This is a genomic window from Polymorphospora sp. NPDC051019, assembly GCF_040683055.1.
Classification (GTDB): domain Bacteria; phylum Actinomycetota; class Actinomycetes; order Mycobacteriales; family Micromonosporaceae; genus Polymorphospora; species Polymorphospora lycopeni.
Map to the genome: position 1 here is coordinate 55,533 of NZ_JBFBCH010000009.1, position 18,051 is coordinate 73,583.

The window sequence follows — 18,051 nt, forward strand, 5'->3', positions numbered from 1 at the left end:
GCGTGAGTGTCCCTACAGCAGGGACAGGTGCACGTGGTTCGTGTGGTCGGTGTTCGGGTCGCCGTAGGCGCCGCTGTACGACTTCCAGCCGATCGCCGGTAGCCAGACCTGTTTGAACCAGATGACGTAGAGGATGCCGAGCCGGTCGGCGTTGCGGACCAGGAACGCGGCCAGGTTGTTGCCGTACAACCTGTTCTCACCCTGCGCGACGCCGCCGAAGCCCTTCTTCTGGGAAGAGAAGTCGCAGGCGCGTCCCTTGGGGTGCTCGTACGGCCCACCGGGGCGGTAGCAGGAGACGTACCAGTTGAACCCGGCCTTCTGGGTCTCCTTGAGCGCGTGCAGGGTACGCGCGGTGATGCATCCCGAGGTCGTCGGGTCGTTCTGGTTGCACGACTGTGCCGGCCACGATCCGTCGCGGTTGCGCGGGGCCTGCGCGGCGATCGGCGAGGTCGCGTTGACGAACCCGCCGGTCGAGGCGCCGCCGGCCAGCCGGAGCGCCTTCTCGGTCTCGGCCTTTTTCTTCGCCATGACCTCGAGTTGCTGCTGCTCCTCGGTGACGGCCTGGTCGATCGCGGCCTTGGCCCGGTTGGCCTGGTCGAGCGCGGCGTTGAGTTCGCGCATCTTCCGGTTGTCGTGCTGGGCGAGGGCGTCGAGGCTCTCGGCGCGGTCGAGGAAGTCCTCGGGCGACGCGCTGTTGAGCAGCATCATCATCGGCCCGATACGGCCCATCCGGTAGGCGTTGGCCGCCACCTGGCCGATCTCGGGCTGGAGCACCTCGATCTGCTTTTCGACCTTCTGTAGTTCGAGGGTGAGCTGCAGCTGGCGCTTGCGTGAGTTGTCGACCGCCGTCTTCGCCTCGACGTAGCCACGACTGGTGGCTTCCATCACGTCGCGCAGCAACGGGTTCTCACCCTCGTCGCCGGGCGTCGTCGGTGCGGAAGTTGGCTCGGCGTGTGCCGTGCCGGGGGCGACCGCCAAGCCGATGAGCACGGCTACGGCGGTCACGAGCGTGACGGGCAGCGACTGCCGCCGACGCTGGAATGACGTCATCTACCGTTCCTCCCATCTGCCGCCGACCGGGTTAGCTGACGGGTTCGGGACGGAAGGATCCCTACCGCTGGCGCGGATTCACCCCGGGACACCTGGTTCCCCGGCTCGCCTCGCGGCGATTGGGCGGCGGTCACCACCGGCGCCGATGGGCGCCGCCGGGCGGAGACCGCGGGCCAGCCTACCGGATGGTTCGGGTCCGTCGCTCCGGAACCACCGAGCCACTACCAGGGCGGATGCGTTACAGGACAACGACTTTCGGTGATGTCTGCTGGTCGGTCGAGCCGGCCGCCGGCGGCTGCCGGGCGGTGACTTGCCAGCTTGCTGACAGGTTCCACATGGCCGGCGCCCAGCGGCACGACTCATGGTGAATCCCGGTAAACCGTCCAACCGTTACCAATCGGAGGAAAGTGATCATGCAGATCGTCCCCAGGAAGGCGGCACTCGTCGGCCTCGGTGCGGCCGGGGTGCTCGCTCTGGCGGTGGCCGTACCGACCGTGGCCCTCGCCGAGGATCCGACACCCGCGCCGTCGACGTCGTCCTCCAGCGCGCCGTCCCGGACGGAGCAGCACGAGGAACGGCGGGCCGAGCACAACCGGCAGCTCGCCGAGGGGCTGGCCGCCGAACTCGGCGTCGACGTGGAGAAGGTCAGCGCCGCGCTGGAGAAGGTGCAGGGTGACCTGCGCACCGGGGCCGAGCAGGAGCGGCAGGCGAAGCTCAAGGAGCGGCTCGACGCGGCGGTCGAGGAAGGCAAGCTGACCCGGGAGCAGGCCGACGCGATCATCGCGGGCGCCGAGGCCGGCGTGTTCGGGGGCAAGGGCGGCGGGTTCGGGCCGGGGCCGGGACGCGGCGGACGCTGACCGGAGCCCGGCACCCACCGGATCGCGGGCCGGCGGCGGACCTGTCCGCCGCCGGCCCGCGCGGTCTCAGCAGTAGAGGTTGTTGCCGGGCGTGGTGCCGAGGATCTGGACGAACCGCTGGTAGGCGTTCACCCGACTCTGCACCGTGGCCGGGTTGCGGCCGTTGCACTCCAGCGCGCCGTTGATGCTGCGGATCGTCTCGCCGAAACCGATCCCGTTGACCATCGCGTGGTGCGGGGTCATCGTGCCCGGACCCGACTGGGTGTTCCAGTACCACAGCGCCGTCTTCCAGGCCACGGCCGCGTCGTTCTGCACCAGCCACGGGTTGGTGAGCAGCGGCAGGCCGAGCGCGTCGCCGGCCGCCTTGTAGTTGAAGTTCCAGCTCAACTGCACGGGGCCGCGGCCGTAGTAGGCGGCCTGGCCGGCCGGGCAGCCGTACGGCTGGCTGGTGTCGCAGTAGTGCGGGTAGTTGGCCTGGTTCTGCTCGACGATGTGGACCAGGCCGCCGGTCTCGTGGTTGACGTTGGCCAGGAAGGCCGCCGCCTCGCGCCGCCGGGTGGTCTCGTCACCGGTCTTGGCGAAGCCCGGGTACGCGCTCAGCGCGGCGGTCAGCCCGCTGTAGGTGTAGAAGCCGTTCCGGCTCGGGAACATCTGGTTGAACTGCGCCTGGCTGACCACGAAGCCAGTGTTGCCGCCCGGCGGGGTGGTGGGCGGCTGCCCGCTGCAGGAGTAGGGCTCCCAGTACCAGGTGCTGATGATCGGGTCGTACCCCGGGTTCTCGTGCTTGGCCCGGTAGTACTGGCCATTGGTGTAGCGGACGATCGAGCCGGCCGGGTACCACTGGCCGGCGACCCAGGCGGGATGGTTGCAGTTGGTGCCCGGCGGCGGCTGGGTGCCGCCTCCGCAGGTGCCCTGGTCGGCCCAGACGCCGGAGCCACCGGTGCTGGGCGCCTCGCCCTGCGTCCACCACTTGGCCTGCCAGTTACGGCCGTTGTGGGAGGCGGTCATGCCCCCGGTGTAGACCGCCGAGGAGTTCCAGGCGGTCGCGCAGGTCGCGGCGGACGCGGACGACATCGGTACGACGACGGCCAGGGCGACCGCGACCGCGAGTGCGGCCAGCGACGCGATCGTGCGTTTTCTGGACACCTAATCACTCTCCTCGTTACAGCAGACGTAGACAGCCATCTTTTAATAAACTTTACTAACCTATTCCGTCGATCAGCGCAAGGGATCGAGCCCCGGACATACGCGGGGCGCACGACGGCACCGGTCGAGGTCATCCGGCGGGAAGACGCCACCGGGTCACGCCGCACGGCCGGTCGCGGGGCGAACCGGATGGACCGACCGAGCTACCCAACGGCCAAAATGATCTAGATGAATACTCTTCGCCGCACGGTGCCCAATACGGTCGAACGACCCCGAGCACGAGGAGCCACCCGTGTCACCGCTGGTCAAAGGAGCCAGCACAGCGCTCACGTCGACCCGGGCACGGCTCGTGCCGAGCTGGACCGCCGGCGCCGACGTGGACGCGTCCGCGCTCCTGGTGACCGCGGCCGGCAGGGTCCGCGGCGACAAGGACCTCGGGTTCTACGACCAGCAGCACCACCCGAGCGGCGCGGCCGTCCACCCCGGAAAGCGGACCGGTCCGGCCGGTCCGCTCAACGGCTACAGGTGAGGCGTCAGCGCCAGCCCACGTCGATCCGGTCGCCGCGCTCGTCGAAGAAGTGCAGGGCGTCCAGGCGTACCGAGATCGCCAGCGGATGGCCCGCCGACACCCCCGGGTACGGCGCCAGCCGTACGGCCAGTTCCGCCGGCCGCCGGTGGTGCCGGCCGGGGTCGCTGAGCACACTGGTCCGGCCGCCGGCCTGCCGCTGCCGCGGGATCGAGCGGCCGGCGTCCGCGCCGCGCCCGGTCAGCCGCTGGACGGCATTACCGAGCCGCTTGATCGGCCCCGGCTCGGCGGCCTGGCCGGGGACCGCGCCGCTGATGTCGTCGACGACCACGGCGGTCGCCCCGATGTCGAGGTAGGCCAGCGACTCGTGTCCGTGGTGCTCCAGGTAGCGGATCCGGCCCTGGAGCACGTCGCCCTGGGTGTCGGGTGCGACCGGGGTCAGCGCCTCGGCCCGCATCCCGACCACGATCCGCTCACCGTGGTAGTGCGCGACGGCCCGCGCCCGGATGTCGTCCCACGGCAGGTAGAGCGCCTGGTCACCGAGGTTGAGCGTGACGTAGCGGTCCAGGTGCACGTAGACCGACGCCTCGAGCAGGTTCATCCGGGGGCTGCCGAGGAAGGCGGCGACGTAGAGGGTCGCCGGCCGCCCGTAGACCTGGGTGGGGGTGCCGACGTCCTGGAGCACCCCCTTACGCATGATCGCCACCCGGTCGGCCATGGTCAGCGCCTCGGCCTGGTCGTGGGTGACGTAGATGGTGCTGACCTTCAGCTCGCGCACCAGCCCGGAGATCTCGGCCCGCAGCTCCGCCCGCAGACCGCTGTCCAGGTTGGACAGCGGTTCGTCCATCAGGAACAGTCCGGGGCGGCGTACGATCGCGCGCCCCATCGCGACCCGCTGACGCTGGCCACCGGAGAGCTGGTTCGGTTTACGGCCGAGCACGTCGCCGATGCCGAGGGCGCTGGCGACGTCGGCCACCCGCTCACCGCGCGGAGCGGGCTCCACCCCGGACAGCCGCAGCGGGAAGGCGATGTTGTCGCCGACCGTCATGTGCGGATAGAGGGCGAAGTCCTGGAAGACCATGGCGATCCGGCGGTCGCGAGGTGGCAGGTCGTTGGCCAGCTCACCGTCGAGCAGGATGGCCCCCGAACTCGGGTCCTCCAGCCCGGCGACCATCCGCAGCACGGTGGACTTGCCGCAGCCCGACGGGCCGAGCAGCACCATGAACTCGCCGTCGTTAACGTCCAGATTGACGTTGTCGACCGCGATCGTGCCGTCGTGGAACACCTTTGTGACGTCTTTGAGCGCGACGGTTGTCACCGCCACCTCCCCAAGCCTCGATGCCGGCCTCCGAATGACTGTGACGAGCGTCATCAGGTCCGACTATCGGGTAAACGTTCCATGTTCGTCGTGTGACAGGCCAGTTACCTGGGTTGCTTGACCTTCAGGAGCCGCGATCCGCCGGGTCCTTCGACGACGGCCGAGGCGTATCCGTCGGCCCAGCCGTAGCTGCCGTCCGGGTCGAATATCCAGTCCACGCCGTACGCGACCAGCAGCTCACGGCGGCGCGGCTCGGGGGTCCCGGGGTCCACCAGCTCGGCCTGTTCCGCCCGGCGGCGCTCCTCGTCGTCGAGCAACGGGTCGGGCCAGGGCGGTGCCACCGACCGGATCTCGTACGCCAGCAGGGCCCGGCCGACGGACACGTTCCCGGTCAGCACCACGGCACCGGGTTCGACCGCCCGGCCCACCCAGCCGAGATCGGGCCGGTTGGTGACCCCGTGCGCCGCCCGCCGGGGCGCGCTGAGCTGGTCGGCGGGCAGCACGAGCAGCAGGTTGCCGTACTGGGTGGCGAATCCGGCCAGGCAGGCGACCGCGGCGACCGCCGCCCACAGCCCGGCCGGCAGCCGGGCGCCGTTTCCGGGCCGCCGAGGTGCCGAGCCGCCCGAGCCGGTTCCGACCTTCTCCGCATCGCCCGGCGGCTGTCCGGCGACCAGTCGCCGACCGAACGCCGTGGCCACGGCCATGGCGAGTTCGACCGCGGCGGCGACCTGGAGGCCGAGCAGCAAGACCGGCCACACCCGGCCGAGCGCGTACGCACCGATGAGCCAGCCGGCGAGCACCACCGCACCGGACAACCCACAGAGCAGCACCAGCGGGTCGAGCCGGTCCCGGCGCAGCCGCAGCACCAGGGCCGGCACTCCGACGAGGAACGCCAGCCCGTAGCGGCCGGCCACGTCGAGGTAGAGCGTCTCGTGGATGGCGTTCAGGTCGGATGCCGACGAGGCGATGGCGGTGACCCGGAAGTAGGGCCAGCCGAAGACCGGCAGCAAAGCGGCGGCGGCACCGACCAGCACGCCGAGCGGGCGGGCCCGGACGAGCCAGATCGCCCGCCCCGCGACAAGGGCTACCACGCCGATCGCCGTGTTGACCGCGGTGAACGGGTGGATCAGGATCACCAGGCCGCCGAGCAGGCCGGCGCCGAGCCAGCGCGACCATGACGGCGTACGCAGCGCGCCGGCCACCGCGACCCAGCAGAGCAGCATCAGACCGAACGCGAGCGTGCTGGGGTACGGCAGGATGAGCACCAGCCCGCGCAGGGCCGGAAAGCCGCCCCACTGGGGGACGGCCGGCCCCCACAGCAGCGGCACGAACAGCAGTGCCAGCACCGGCGCCCACCGGTTGGCGGTGAACACGCGGACGAAGCACCACAGGCCGTAGAGCAGCAGGGCCAGGTTGACCGGGGCGGCGGCGCTGACCACGGTCGCCGGCCCGAGCCCGGTCACCTTGGCGATCACGGCGAGCAGCAGCGGGTACGGCGTGAAATAGGGGCTGGGCGCGGCAGCCTCGACCATCGGATCGGCCGGGTGCCACAGGTCGTCCCGCAGCCGGCCGACCACGGCCGCGTGCAGCCCGAAGTCGGCACCCCACGGCTGACGTACGACCAGCGCGACCGCGAACAGCACGGCGAGCGTCGACAGGACGAGGTAGAGCAACGGGGCGCGGCCGGGTCGGGACGGCGGGACGGGATCGGGGGCTGGCCCGGCGCCGGTCTCAGGAACGGAGCCGCCGGTCACCGCCCCGGATCCACCGCCCGCCACCCGCACGCAAGGCTCTCCTTCTCCCGGGCATGGCCGGTGGCCTCAGATCTGCGCGAGCGGTGCCTCCGAGTCGCCGGTCATCCCGGCGGACCGCTGGACCTGGCCGGGCGGCACGGGTGCCGGGCGCTCCTCCTCGGCGGCGGCCCGCTCGGCGACCGACCCGCTTCCGGCGAGCGCGTCCAGCAGGACCGCCCCGGTCGGGGCGAGGGTGCCGAACTCGCTGTGCCGGGGCAGCCCCGACCACTGCATACCGTTACCGCGTAGGAAATATTCTAGGCCCGGATCCCAGGTGTGGCCCCCCGAACGGCGGTGGTAGACGTAGCCGAGCGGGTGGGTGCGGTAGACCAGTCCCCCGGCCCGGCGCACCCGGTCGATCAGGCCGCGGTCGATAGACCTCGGCACCGGCCGCCAGCCGCCGACCTGCTCCAGGTCGCCCCGGCTGATCAGCATCGTGCCACCGGCGACCACGGCCGCGAACGCCTCGACCTGGCCGGCCTCCCGGCGCACGGTCATGTCGAGGGTCTCCAGGTGGACGAACTCGGCGCCCTTGCCGACCATCGTCGCCCCGGAGTAGTGCCGGGCCAGGACGAGGTCCCAGACGTGCTCGGGCCCGTACGTGTCGTCGTCGTCGATCTTGGTGACCAGGCTGCCCCGGGCGTGCGCGGTGGCCGCGCCGATCGCCTCGCCGAAGCCGTGCTCGGCGGGTACGGCCAGCGTCTCGATCGGCCGGTGGGAGCGGGCGAGCCGGGCCTTGTACTCGGCCGGCAGCTCGATGCCGTGCGTACAGAGCACGATCTCCAGGTTGGGATAGGTCTGCGCCTCGAGCGCGGCGATCACGGTCGGCAGGTGCTCGAGGCGCTTGGTGACCAGCAGTGCGCTCACCGACGGCAGGGCCGGCAGGGCCGGGAAGGTCGCCGAGACGATCTTCGGCAGGGCGAACGGGGTGGCGTGCTGGCGCAGTGCCGCCCGGCGCTGGCGTACGGTGCGCACCTCCCACTCCAGCTCGCTCTCGGCGCGGCCGGGCAGGGGCGCGGTGATCAGGTCGGCCAGTTCGTCGGCGAGCACCGACCGGCAGGCCGGCGGCAGGGTCGGCGCGTGCAGCAGCACTCCCGCCATCGCCAGGTGCACCAGCAGCGCGGCTTCCTCCATCGGATGCCGGGCCGGCACGGTGGGGCACTCCACGACGCCGAGCTGGGCAAGTGCCTCCAGCGCGTCCTCCGACAGCCACGGCCGGTCGACCCGGCCGCTCCAGATCGGTCCCTGCGGGCCGACGATCCGCCAGCCCCGGCCGTCGCTGCCCCCGCCGAAGCGCAACTCCGCCCGCGACACGTCGGGGCCGAACGGGCCGTACCTGCCGGTGACGACGGTCCGTTCGAGGTCGACCAGTACGGTGTCGGGCCGGGTGCCGGCACCGGACCCGGCGCTGTCGGCGGCGAGAACGGTGGCGTAGAGGTCGGCCGGTGCGGTGCTGCTCTGTTCGGTCTCGGCCGGCAGGTCGGGTTCGACCGGCGGCTCCGGCACACCGGTCGTGGTGAGCAGCACGTCGTGGGCCCGGATGTCGTCGTTGCCGGGCAGGTCGCCGGTGAGCACCGTGACGTTGGGGCCGGCACCGACCCAGGCCGGGAAGACGTTCTGGGCCGTGATGTCGGCGCTGGCCGGGGCCGGGATCGGGCGGATCGGGGAGAGGACCGGCAGCACCGCGGCGACCGCGTCGCGCAGCGACACCGGGTGGCGCAGCCGAAGTTCGATCACCGCCTTGCCCTTGCCGGAGCGCGGTACGCGGATCTGGTGCGACAGCAGGTGCGGCAGCGGGCCGACCCGCCCGGACCAGCCGCTGGCCGGCACCTGCCAGGAATCGACGACGACCGTGACCCGGCGCACCCGCAGCAGCGACGCGGGGTCGTCGAGCAGGTGCCGCAACCAGCCGACCGAACGGGCGGCGACCATCACCCGGCCGATGTGCGAGCCCTGGTCGGGGACGAAGACGTCCTCGCCGTCCCTCGGTAGCTGGGTGATCGGCGATCCCCACTGGCTGGCCGGCCACTGCCGACGCCGTGGTCCCTGTCGCTCGCCTACGGATATCCGCCAGCGTAGGTATCTGTGCGGCGTGCCTTCGCTGGACAAAGCCAGTCCCTCCCGCGCCGTCGACGCGTCGTCGGTCGTCACCACAGGTTATGCCTGCGTCACTTAACTCACCGTGAAGCCGCGCCGGGCGACCCAGACCTAATCAATACCGCCGCCGACCGCTCCACGCCAAACGCGAACGGGGGCCTCTCCCAGTGACGGTCGTTAGACTGTCGGTCGTGTCGAGCCGCAATCGCGCCAACGCCCACGCCCACGACCAGCAGCACATCAGACTCTTCCGCAACGACTGGAGTGCCCTGACGCCGCCGCAGGTCGGCAACTGGCGGCCGACGAAATCGGTGTCGGTGGTCATCCCGGCCTACAACTGCCAGGAGTCGCTCGACCTCACCCTGGCGTCACTCCGTCACCAAACGTATCCGGAAGAGCTGCTGGAGGTGATCGTCGCCGACGACGGCAGCGAGCCGCCGCTGGAGCTTCCCAAGATCCGGCCGACCAACTGCCGCATCGTGCGGGTCCCGGACCACTCCACCGGGTGGGGCCGGGCCAACGCCCTGCACGTCGGGGCCACGCAGAGCACCGGCGAGATCATCCACTGGCTCGACGCCGACATGGTGGTCTTCCACGAGCACGTCGAGGCCCAGGTCCGCTGGCACCACGTGTCCGACGAGGTGGTCACCCTCGGCTACAAGCGGTTCGTCACCGGCTGGGCGACCCCGGAGGAGGTGTCGGAGCAGGCGGCCGAAGGCCGGCTGGACCGGCTCTTCCGGCTCGAGGAGACCGAGCCGCACGACTACGTCGAGAAGCTGATCAACGAGACCGACCGGCTCCGCGCCGGCGACCACCTCAACTTCCGCGCCCACGTCGGCGCCACCGCGGCCCTGACCCGCTCGCTCTACGAGCGGTCCGGCGGCCTCAACACCGAGCTCCGGCTCGGCGAGGACACCGAGTTCGGCTACCGGCTCACCCAGACCGGCGCGGTCTACATCCCCGAGCCGCTGGCCCGAAGCTGGCACATGGGCCCGACCCACATGATGACCAAGGGCGACGCGCTGCGCCGCTACAACCACCCCCACCTCGCCGAACTCATGCCGCACCCGCGCTACCTGCGTCCGGCCGGCAACCGGACGTGGGCGGTGCCGCTGGTCACCGCGGTGGTGGAGGCCGAGGGCAGCTTCGAGATGGTCCGCACCTGCGTCGACCGGCTGCTGGCCAGCGACCAGACCGATCTGAAGGTCCTGCTCGTCGCCGACTGGGCGGCCGTCACCGACGAGCGCCGGTCGATCCTCGCCGACCCGCTGCTCGACCGTCGGCTGATCATGGTGACCTACCGGTCGGACGCCCGCGTGGAGCTGGTGCAGGAGGTGCCCGAGACGGTTTTCCCGTCGCCCTACCTGCTGCACGTACCGGCCCATCTCGGCGTCGACCCGCCGACCGTCCGCCGCATGATCAAGATGGCCGACGACTGGCAGGTCGGTCTGGTCCGGCTGCTGCCGACCGGCGCCCGGTCGTCGGACGGCGCGGTCGCGCTGTGGCGCACCTCCGCGCTCAGCCGCGCGCTGCGGGTACGCCGGCCCGACGAGCAACTCGACAAGGTCGTCGCCGAGGTCGCCGGCGAACGCTGGGCCAGCGGCAAGGAGTTCACCCTGAGCGACCTGTCGACGCTGCCGCCGACCAAGCTGGTCTCCCCCGCGCCGCGCCTGGTCACCGGCTCCGACAAGGGCCGGGCCAGCGCCAGCGACGTCGAGGTGATCCCGGTCGGCGGGGTGCGCTCACTGGCCGCCGCCACCAAACTGGTCGGCAACCGGGTCGCCCGCGAGGCGGCCCAGCAGGTCAAGCTACGCCTCAAGCGGCCCTCCCGACCGGCCCACTAGCCCGGCCGGCTGGCCCGACGGCGGAGTCAGCCGGGCGGGCGAGCCCGCCCGGAGTCGAGGAACACCCGCCGGACCACCCGCTCGGCGGCCCGGCCGTCCTCCAGAGCACAGAACCGCGCACGGAACGCGGCCCGCGCCGAGCGGGCCGCGGCGCCGTCCAGCACGTCGGCGCGTACCAGGTCGAGCAGTTCGGCGAAGGTGTCCGCCACCACCCCGGGCGGCTCCGCCGTGACGTCGAAGTAGACGCCGCGCTCGGCCCGGTAGGCCGGCCAGTCCGGGGCGTACAGCACGATCGGCCGGTCCAGCACGGCATAGTCGAACATCACCGACGAGTAGTCGGTCACCAGCACGTCGGCGGCCAGGCAGAGCTCCTCGACGCTCGGATGGGCCGACACGTCGCGTACCCGGTCGGCGTGGTCCGGCCCGGCGGTGGGTGCCGACCGCTCGTGGAAGTAGTGGCCGCGGACCAGCAGCCGGCCCGTGGGGCCCAGGGCCTCGACGAACGTCTCCGGTTCGAAGTACGGCTCCCGGCCCGGCCGGTGCTCACGGTGGGTCGGCGCGTAGAGGACCACCCGGTCGGCGGCGGTCAGGCCGAGCGCGGCGCGGGCCCGCGCGACGTCACCGGCGGTCGCGGTGGCGAGCCGGTCGTTCCGCGGATACCCGGTTTCCAGCGTCGTGTGCCGGCACGGATAGGCGGTCCGCCACATCCGGGTGGTGTGCGGGTTGGCGGTGACGCTGAAGTCCCACCGCCCGGCGCGTCGCATCTGCGCGTCGAAATCGGGGTCCTGCACGCCGTCGGGGTAGGCGCGCTGGTCGAGTCCCATCACCTTCAGCGGCGTGCCGTGGTGGGTCATCACGTGCACCGCGCCGGGTCGTTTCACCACCGGGTTCGGCCAGTTGACATTGTTGATCAGCCACTTTGCGCGGGCCAGCGCGCGGTAGTAGCCGGGCGAGCCGGCCACCACGTGCTCGACCCCGGCCGGCAGGGTCCCGGCCCGGTCCCGGCGCACCACCCACACCCCGCGTACGGCGGGAGCCAGTTCGCGGGCCTTCTCGTAGACCGCGGCCGGGTTGCAGGCGTACCCGCGATACCAGTACGCCGCGTAGACGGCCAGCGCCGGGTCGACCGGCCGGCGCAACTGGAGCCGGTAGTAGCCGGCCAGGGCCAGGTCCCGCAGGCGCCGGGCGGCGTCGGCGAGGGCGGCGACGCCACGCCGGCCCCCTCGGCGGACCATCCGGACGCCCCGGAGCGTACGGCGCAGTGCCAGGAACGTGCCGTGCCGACCACCGGCCACGAGGCGGTGCCTGATCCCCTCCAGGCCGCCCGGCACCGGATAGCCGCCGGGCGGCAGGTAGCGGTGGTACATGGCGGTCATCTCGGTGAAGAAGCCGGGCCGCAACGCGGACTCCAGCCGGTCGTCGTTGCCGCGTACCCGGATGAAGTGCCACACCATCCGGCGGAACAGCAGCGGGCGCAGCCGCGCGGTTTCCGGCCGGGAGTCGTCGAGGCTGTCGAAGACCCGCGCCCAGTTGGGGAAGATCCCGAAGTGACCGCCGCCGGCGGTGGCGGTCGCCGCCCCGGCCCGCTGCCGGTAGAACACACAGACCCGGTCCAGGGTCGAGATCCGGTCGGCGGCCAGCAGCAGCGCGTACGTGAACGGGACGTCCTCGTACCAGCCGGGCCGGAAGCGGAAGTCGAGCCGGTCGAGCAGCGACCGGCGGACGACCTTGTTCCACGGCACGTGCAGTACGTCGATTGCCGCCGGCCAGTCCCGCAGCGCGAACACCTCCGGTGCGCCGTGCAGGGCCGGCCCGCGCCCGACCCGCCAGGTGGCGCCGTCCGGGGCGGCGTCGGCGTGGCCGACGATCAGCACCTCGGCGGCGGTGTGCCGCAGCCGGTCGGCGACCGCCCGCACCGCGCCGGGAGCCAGCCAGTCGTCACCGTCGAGGAACCAGACATGGTCGCCGGTGGCGGCGGCGAGGCCGCGTTCCCGGGCCGGCCCCGGCCCCTCGTTACCGGCCGACCGGATCACCCGGACCCGCGGATCGCGGGCGGCGTAGCCGGCCAGGATCGTGCCGCTGTCGTCGGGCGAACAGTCGTCGACCGCTATCACCTCGACGTCGGTGTACGACTGTTCGAGGATCGAGTCCAGGCACCGCCGCAGGTAGTCCTGCACCTGGTAGACCGGTACGACGAAACTGATCAGATCAGCGGCTCCGTTCCTCGGTTGCCCGGCCCACGGTGGCCAGGGCCGGGATCACGTCGATGTCACCGCCCCGCGTCCTGCCGGGCCGGTTTCCGGTCGAGGTCCAGCCGATGACCGCGCTCAGTACGAAGATCAGGAAGAGCAGGCCGGCAAGCACACCGACCACGGTGGTGGCCGCCCCGAGGGCGGTGCCGGCGGCGAGCACGACGACCCGACCGTCCCAGCCGAGGTTGAGCGTGTGCAGCGGTGGAGCCGCGGCCCGCTTCTCCAGCCGCGCCGTCAGGTCGTAGTGGTGCATCGCCAGCGCGAAGAGCAGCGCGAACGTCAGCGGTGGCGGCACGTCGCCGACCAGCCCGACGGCGACGACGAAAAGGTATTCGGCGGCCCGCAGCGCGGCCGGGACGAGCCAGTCCAGCGCGCCCGCGTGCGGTCGGGCCGAGGGCAGGGCGGCGAGCAGCACGACGAGCGCCACCGGCAGGACCGTCCAGCGGGCCGGACCGCCGAACACGGCGGCACCGAGCAGGCCGAGCGCGGCGAGGCCGGCCAGCACCGCCGCCGGGAGGGCGGGAACCGGCAGCCGGGCGGTGAACCGGCCCAGCGGGCGGGCCAGCAACCCGTCGTCGCGGTGCAGGACCGCGTCGACCGTCGACAGCACCGGCACCCGCATCGAAGCCGACCGCAGGGTACGCAGCGCCAGCGTGTACGCCGCGGCGAGCCCGCCCCAGACCAGGACGGCGATCAGGCTGACCAGCGGGTTGAACAGCGCGACCGTCAGTGCGATCAGCGCCCACCGCTCCCCGATCGGGAAGACCACGGTCCGCTTCAGCCAGTACGACACCGAGCCGGTGTCGGCCTGCACCCGGGTCGACGCCTGGCTGAGCCGGGCGCCGAGCCCGCCTGCCGCCGCCGGCTTCGGGCGGCGGGCCGCCTCGTCGTGCAGGGCGCCGTACCAGGTGTCGGTCATGTGCCGGACGGTCTGCAACAGGATCGCGGCGATCGCCAGCGCCCACCCGTTGCCGAGTCCGGCCCGCTCGGCGCCGACGGCGAGACCGGCGTAGACGAGGTATTCCTTGGCCCGGTCGGCCATCGTGTCGAGCCAGCCGCCCCAGGCACTGAAGTTACGGGTGTAGCGGGCGAGCTGACCGTCGACGCAGTCGAGTACGAAGCCGAGGTAGAGCAGGAGCGCCCCGGCGACGAGGGCGATCCGGTTGCCGCCGAAGGCGAAGAGCGCGGCGGCACCGGCCGCGAAGACGATCGACAGTACGGTGACGCCGGTCGGGCTGAGACCGAGCCGGGCGGCCAGCCGGGTCACGTACGGCGACCACGTGCTGACCGCGTAGGTGGTGAAGAGGTCGTCCCGCTCCTTGACCGCCAGCCGCAGTTCGGCCCGGTCGGAGTCGACCGCGGCCACCGTCCGGGCCGCCGCGTCGGCGGCCGGCTGGCTGGTCACCCGCCGGGCCACCAGCAACCGGGCCCGGTGCGCGAGGATCATGGTCGGCCGGGCGGTGAGCCGGGTGAGCAGCCGGTCGAGCGGCGGGACCGCCCGGTCCGGGCCGGCCTCGGCGGCCTCGTCCCGGCCCGCTTCGGCCAGCGCGGACTCGGCCAGGGCGGGCAGGTCGGCCGGGCCGACCCGCAGGACGGCGCCGAAGACGCCGATCGGGTCGCTGGCGGCGCCGTCGAGCCGGGTGATCCCCTCCAGCCCGGCCGCGACGACCTGGCCCCGGTCTTCGATCACCGTGGCGCGTGGCCCGGCGTCGGGCTCGTCGGTGAGGACGAGCGCGACGCTTGCGGTGCCCGGCACGGTGGCCACGTGCCGGAGGACGGCGGTGTGCGCGACGACGTCGTCGCCGACCAGCAGCACCGGCTCGCGCGTCGACCGGGCAAGCTCGGCCAGGTGCACCAGGCTGGTCACCGATACGACCTCACGCGCACCGGCCGCCCGTAGCTGGTCGAGCAGGTGTGTGGTGAGCCGACGGCCGCCGGCAACGGCCAGCGGCGCCTCGTCAGTGGGTTGGGTGAGCAGGATCGCCAGCGTCACGTCCGTACCACGTTGTTGTATCCGTCAAGCGCTTCCCGGACTGTGCCGTCCACCGTGAGCAGGCCGTTGTTGAAGTAGAGGCCACGGGTGCAGAACCGGGTGAGATCGTTCTCGTTATGTGAAACTAGCACCAGGGTCCGGCCCTCGGCGAGAAGTCGCTCGATCGTGGCGTAGCACTTCTTCTTGAACTCGGCGTCGCCGACCGCCAGCACCTCGTCGACCAGCAGGATCGGGTGCGGGAGCTGGGCGATGACGGAGAAGCCGAGCCGGACCTTCATACCGGACGAGAAGTGCCGCACCGGGGTGTCGATCCCCTTCTGCACCTGCTCGCCGGCGAAGTCCAGAATCTCGTCGAACTTCTGCTTCATCGTCCGGGCGCTCAGCCCGTGCAGGGAGCCCACCAGGTGCACGTTCTCCCGGCCGGTGAGGTCGTTGGAGAACCCGGCCGACAGCTCCAGCAGCGGGGCGACCGCCCCGCGCACGGTGATCGAGCCCTCGTCGGGGATCAGTACGCCCGCGATCAGCCGCAGCAGGGTGCTCTTGCCGGTGCCGTTCTTCCCGATGATGCCGACCGCCTCGCCCGGCTGCACCGCGAAGGACACGTCACGCAGCGGCCAGAAGACCCCGGACTCCGGCGACCGCCCGCCCTTGTAGATGAACATCTCGCGCAGCCGGAGCTGTCGACGGCGGTTGCGAACGAACTCGATACCAAGCTTGTTCGCCTCGATGATCGGCTGAACCACTACAGCTCCTTGAGGACGGCGGGCTCGAGACGGCGGAACACCCACCAGCCACCGAGGAAGACCACGAGGCTGCCGCCGATGGACGTGCTGAGCAGGAACGCGTCGGGGAACTCGTCGGGGTACCAGGCCGCGTGGTGCAGCTGGAAGATGCCGACGAGCGGGTTGATTTCGTAGAGCACCTTGACCCAGGACGGCATGTCCGAGTCCTTGACCAACGACAGCGGGTAGATGATCGGCGTCGCGTAGAACAGGATCCGGGTGACCAGCCGCATGAAGCGCTCCACGTCGCGCATCAGCACGTTCATCGACGAGAGCAGCAGCGAGAGGCCGACCAGCAGGACGGCCTGGATCAGCACGGCGAGCGGCAACGCGAGCAGGTTGAATCCGAACGTCACGCCGTCGGTGGTCAAGGCGAAGAAGATCGCGAGCCCGAACAGGATCGGCAGACCGGCCAGGTATTCGGCGAACCGGCCGGTCACCCGACCGATCGGGAACACCTCGCGCGGCATCCGCATCGTCGTGATCAGCCGGGCCTGGCCGGTGAGCGCGTTGGTCGCCTCACCGATCGCCGAGTTGGTCCACATCCAGGCGAAGATGCCGGTGACCAGGAACAGCGGGTAGGAGCTCGACGCGTCGCCCAGGTGCCGGTTGGTGTCGGTGCCGTAGAGCAGGCCGAACACGAACCAGTAGATGGCCCCCATGCCGAGCGGTTCGATCAACGACCACAGATAGCCCAGGAACGACTGCTGGTACTTGACGGCAAGATCCCGCCGGACCAACAGCCGCAACGCGTTGCGACTGGACCACACCGCGTGGACGCTCGACGTCAAAGCCGCCTCCAGCTATCAGGGAGAGGAATCAGTAACCGGGTGCGTCGATGGCCGGCACCACCCGTGAGCAACCCCGGCGGCGCGCACGCGGTGGCGGCTAGATCGCCGGCGCGGGGCCGCTGACGCGCCATAGGTTAGCAGTCCGTAATAGGCGGGGGTAGGCGGCCGAGGCAGCCACGTTCAGCACTCGATTACATTGACGGCCAACCCACCTCGCGCCGTTTCCTTGTACTTGACTTTCATGTCGGCACCCGTCTCGCGCATCGTTTTGATCACCTTGTCCAACGACACCGCGTGTTCGCCGTCGCCGCGCAGCGCGAGCCGGGCCGCGGTGATCGCCTTTATGCTGGCCACGGCGTTGCGCTCGATGCACGGGATCTGCACGAGGCCACCGACCGGGTCGCAGGTGAGGCCGAGATTGTGCTCCATCCCGATCTCGGCGGCGTTCTCCACCTGGGCCGGCGTGCCGCCGAGCGCCTCGGCGAGCCCGGCCGCGGCCATCGAGCAGGCCGAGCCGACCTCGCCCTGACAGCCGACCTCGGCGCCGGAGATCGAGGCGTTCTCCTTGAAGAGCACACCGATCGCACCCGCCGCAAGAAGAAAGCGGACGATACCGTCATCTGAAGCTGATGGAACAAAGCGGTGGTAATAGTGCAAAACTGCCGGAATGATTCCGGCGGCTCCATTCGTGGGTGCTGTCACCACCCGGCCGCCGGCCGCGTTCTCCTCGTTCACGGCGAGCGCGAACAGCGTGACCCAGTCCATGACCCGCAACGGGTCGGCGGAGGCGTCCGGATCGCCCTCCAGGCTCCGCAACAGCTCCGCCGCGCGCCGCCGGACCCGCAGCCCGCCGGGCAGCACCCCGGTGCGCGTACAGCCGGTCGTCACGCACTCGCGCATCACCCGCCAGATCTCCAGCAGGCCGGCCCGGATGTCCGCCTCGGACCGCCAGGCGCGCTCGTTGGCGAGCATCACCTCACTGACCGACAGACCGGTCGACCGGGTCACCGCCAGCAGTTCCGCACCGGTGCTGAACGGGTGCGCCACCGTAGTGGTGTCCGGCTTGATCCGGTCCGCCCCGGCCGCCGCTTCGTCGACGACGAACCCGCCGCCCACCGAGTAGTACGTCCTGGCCCGGATCGACCGGCCGGTTCCGTCGTACGCGGTGAACGTCATGCCGTTCGGGTGGTACGGCAACGAGCGCCGGCGGTGCAGCACCAGGTCACCGTCGACGGCGAAGTCGATCGGGTGCGCGCCGAGCAACGCCAGGCGGCCGGTGCCGCGCACCTCCTCGACAAGCGGCCCGACCTGGTCGGTGTCGACGGTCTCCGGCGACTCGCCACTGAGCCCGAGCAGCACCGCCCGGTCGCTGCCGTGGCCGTGCCCGGTGGCCCCCAGCGAGCCGAACAGCTCCGCATGGACCCGTGCCGTGTCCGACAGCAGCCCGTCGGCCTTGAGGCCGGACACGAAGGTACGCGCGGCGCGCATCGGGCCGACCGTGTGCGAACTGGAGGGGCCGATCCCGATGCTGAAGAGGTCGAAGACGCTGATCACGGTTCCACAGTGCGCCCGCCGGGTAGCAACTGTCCATCCCAACGCACA

The 18,051-nt window shown here is 71.5% G+C and carries 13 protein-coding genes and 1 riboswitch; of the genes, 3 read left to right on the plus strand and 10 right to left on the minus strand.

Going from position 1 to position 18,051, the window contains the following annotated elements; genetic code table 11:
* Positions 1-12 precede the first annotated feature (12 nt).
* Positions 13-1,050 (minus strand): hypothetical protein, encoded by a 1,038-nt coding sequence (locus tag AB0M79_RS17805; protein ID WP_364214443.1) that lies wholly within the window; start codon positions 1,048-1,050, stop codon positions 13-15.
* A 4-nt stretch (positions 1,051-1,054) separates the two neighbouring features.
* Positions 1,055-1,186, minus strand: a riboswitch (cyclic di-AMP (ydaO/yuaA leader).
* A 277-nt stretch (positions 1,187-1,463) separates the two neighbouring features.
* Here AB0M79_RS17805 and AB0M79_RS17810 point away from each other — a divergent pair.
* Entirely contained in the window at positions 1,464-1,907 is a 444-nt protein-coding gene (locus AB0M79_RS17810) for a hypothetical protein (protein WP_364214446.1), read from the plus strand.
* Between the two features lie 66 nt (positions 1,908-1,973).
* Here the strand turns inward: AB0M79_RS17810 and AB0M79_RS17815 are convergent, their stop codons facing one another.
* Positions 1,974-3,053 (minus strand): glycoside hydrolase family 19 protein, encoded by a 1,080-nt coding sequence (locus AB0M79_RS17815; protein ID WP_364214449.1) that lies wholly within the window; start codon positions 3,051-3,053, stop codon positions 1,974-1,976.
* 292 nt (positions 3,054-3,345) lie between these two features.
* Between AB0M79_RS17815 and AB0M79_RS17820 the strand changes: the two genes are divergently transcribed.
* Positions 3,346-3,582: a TerD family protein gene (locus AB0M79_RS17820; protein WP_364214451.1), complete on the plus strand. Its 237-nt coding sequence runs from the start codon at positions 3,346-3,348 to the stop codon at positions 3,580-3,582.
* 4 nt (positions 3,583-3,586) lie between these two features.
* Here AB0M79_RS17820 and AB0M79_RS17825 read toward each other — a convergent pair whose 3' ends face one another.
* The 3 genes from AB0M79_RS17825 to AB0M79_RS17835 all read right to left on the minus strand — a co-directional run bounded on the left by AB0M79_RS17825 (position 3,587) and on the right by AB0M79_RS17835 (position 8,841).
* Positions 3,587-4,897 carry an ABC transporter ATP-binding protein gene (locus AB0M79_RS17825; protein WP_357538308.1) on the minus strand — a complete coding sequence of 437 codons (1,311 nt, stop codon included), beginning with the start codon at positions 4,895-4,897 and terminating at the stop codon, positions 3,587-3,589.
* Between the two features lie 104 nt (positions 4,898-5,001).
* Positions 5,002-6,681, minus strand: coding sequence for a hypothetical protein (locus AB0M79_RS17830; protein WP_364214454.1), 1,680 nt, complete (start codon positions 6,679-6,681; stop codon positions 5,002-5,004).
* A 36-nt stretch (positions 6,682-6,717) separates the two neighbouring features.
* Entirely contained in the window at positions 6,718-8,841 is a 2,124-nt protein-coding gene (locus AB0M79_RS17835) for a glycosyltransferase (RefSeq protein ID WP_364214457.1), read from the minus strand.
* A 137-nt stretch (positions 8,842-8,978) separates the two neighbouring features.
* On the opposite strand from AB0M79_RS17835, the gene AB0M79_RS17840 reads away from it, so the two are divergent.
* Positions 8,979-10,631 (plus strand): glycosyltransferase, encoded by a 1,653-nt coding sequence (locus tag AB0M79_RS17840; RefSeq protein ID WP_364214460.1) that lies wholly within the window; start codon positions 8,979-8,981, stop codon positions 10,629-10,631.
* Between the two features lie 26 nt (positions 10,632-10,657).
* Here the strand turns inward: AB0M79_RS17840 and AB0M79_RS17845 are convergent, their stop codons facing one another.
* The 5 genes from AB0M79_RS17845 to AB0M79_RS17865 all read right to left on the minus strand — a co-directional run bounded on the left by AB0M79_RS17845 (position 10,658) and on the right by AB0M79_RS17865 (position 18,003).
* Complete coding sequence (locus AB0M79_RS17845; protein WP_364214924.1) at positions 10,658-12,838, minus strand: bifunctional glycosyltransferase family 2 protein/CDP-glycerol:glycerophosphate glycerophosphotransferase; 2,181 nt, start codon at positions 12,836-12,838, stop codon at positions 10,658-10,660.
* A gap of 1 nt (position 12,839) precedes the next feature.
* Positions 12,840-14,831, minus strand: coding sequence for a DUF5941 domain-containing protein (locus tag AB0M79_RS17850; protein WP_364214927.1), 1,992 nt, complete (start codon positions 14,829-14,831; stop codon positions 12,840-12,842).
* 41 nt (positions 14,832-14,872) lie between these two features.
* Positions 14,873-15,619 carry an ABC transporter ATP-binding protein gene (locus AB0M79_RS17855; RefSeq protein ID WP_364214463.1) on the minus strand — a complete coding sequence of 249 codons (747 nt, stop codon included), beginning with the start codon at positions 15,617-15,619 and terminating at the stop codon, positions 14,873-14,875.
* Complete coding sequence (locus AB0M79_RS17860; protein ID WP_357538299.1) at positions 15,619-16,449, minus strand: ABC transporter permease; 831 nt, start codon at positions 16,447-16,449, stop codon at positions 15,619-15,621. Before AB0M79_RS17860 ends, AB0M79_RS17855 begins: the two co-directional genes overlap by 1 nt.
* 180 nt (positions 16,450-16,629) lie before the next feature.
* On the minus strand, positions 16,630-18,003 hold the full coding sequence (locus AB0M79_RS17865) for an L-serine ammonia-lyase (protein ID WP_364214467.1): 1,374 nt from the start codon (positions 18,001-18,003) through the stop codon (positions 16,630-16,632).
* Between the last annotated feature and the right edge of the window lie 48 nt (positions 18,004-18,051).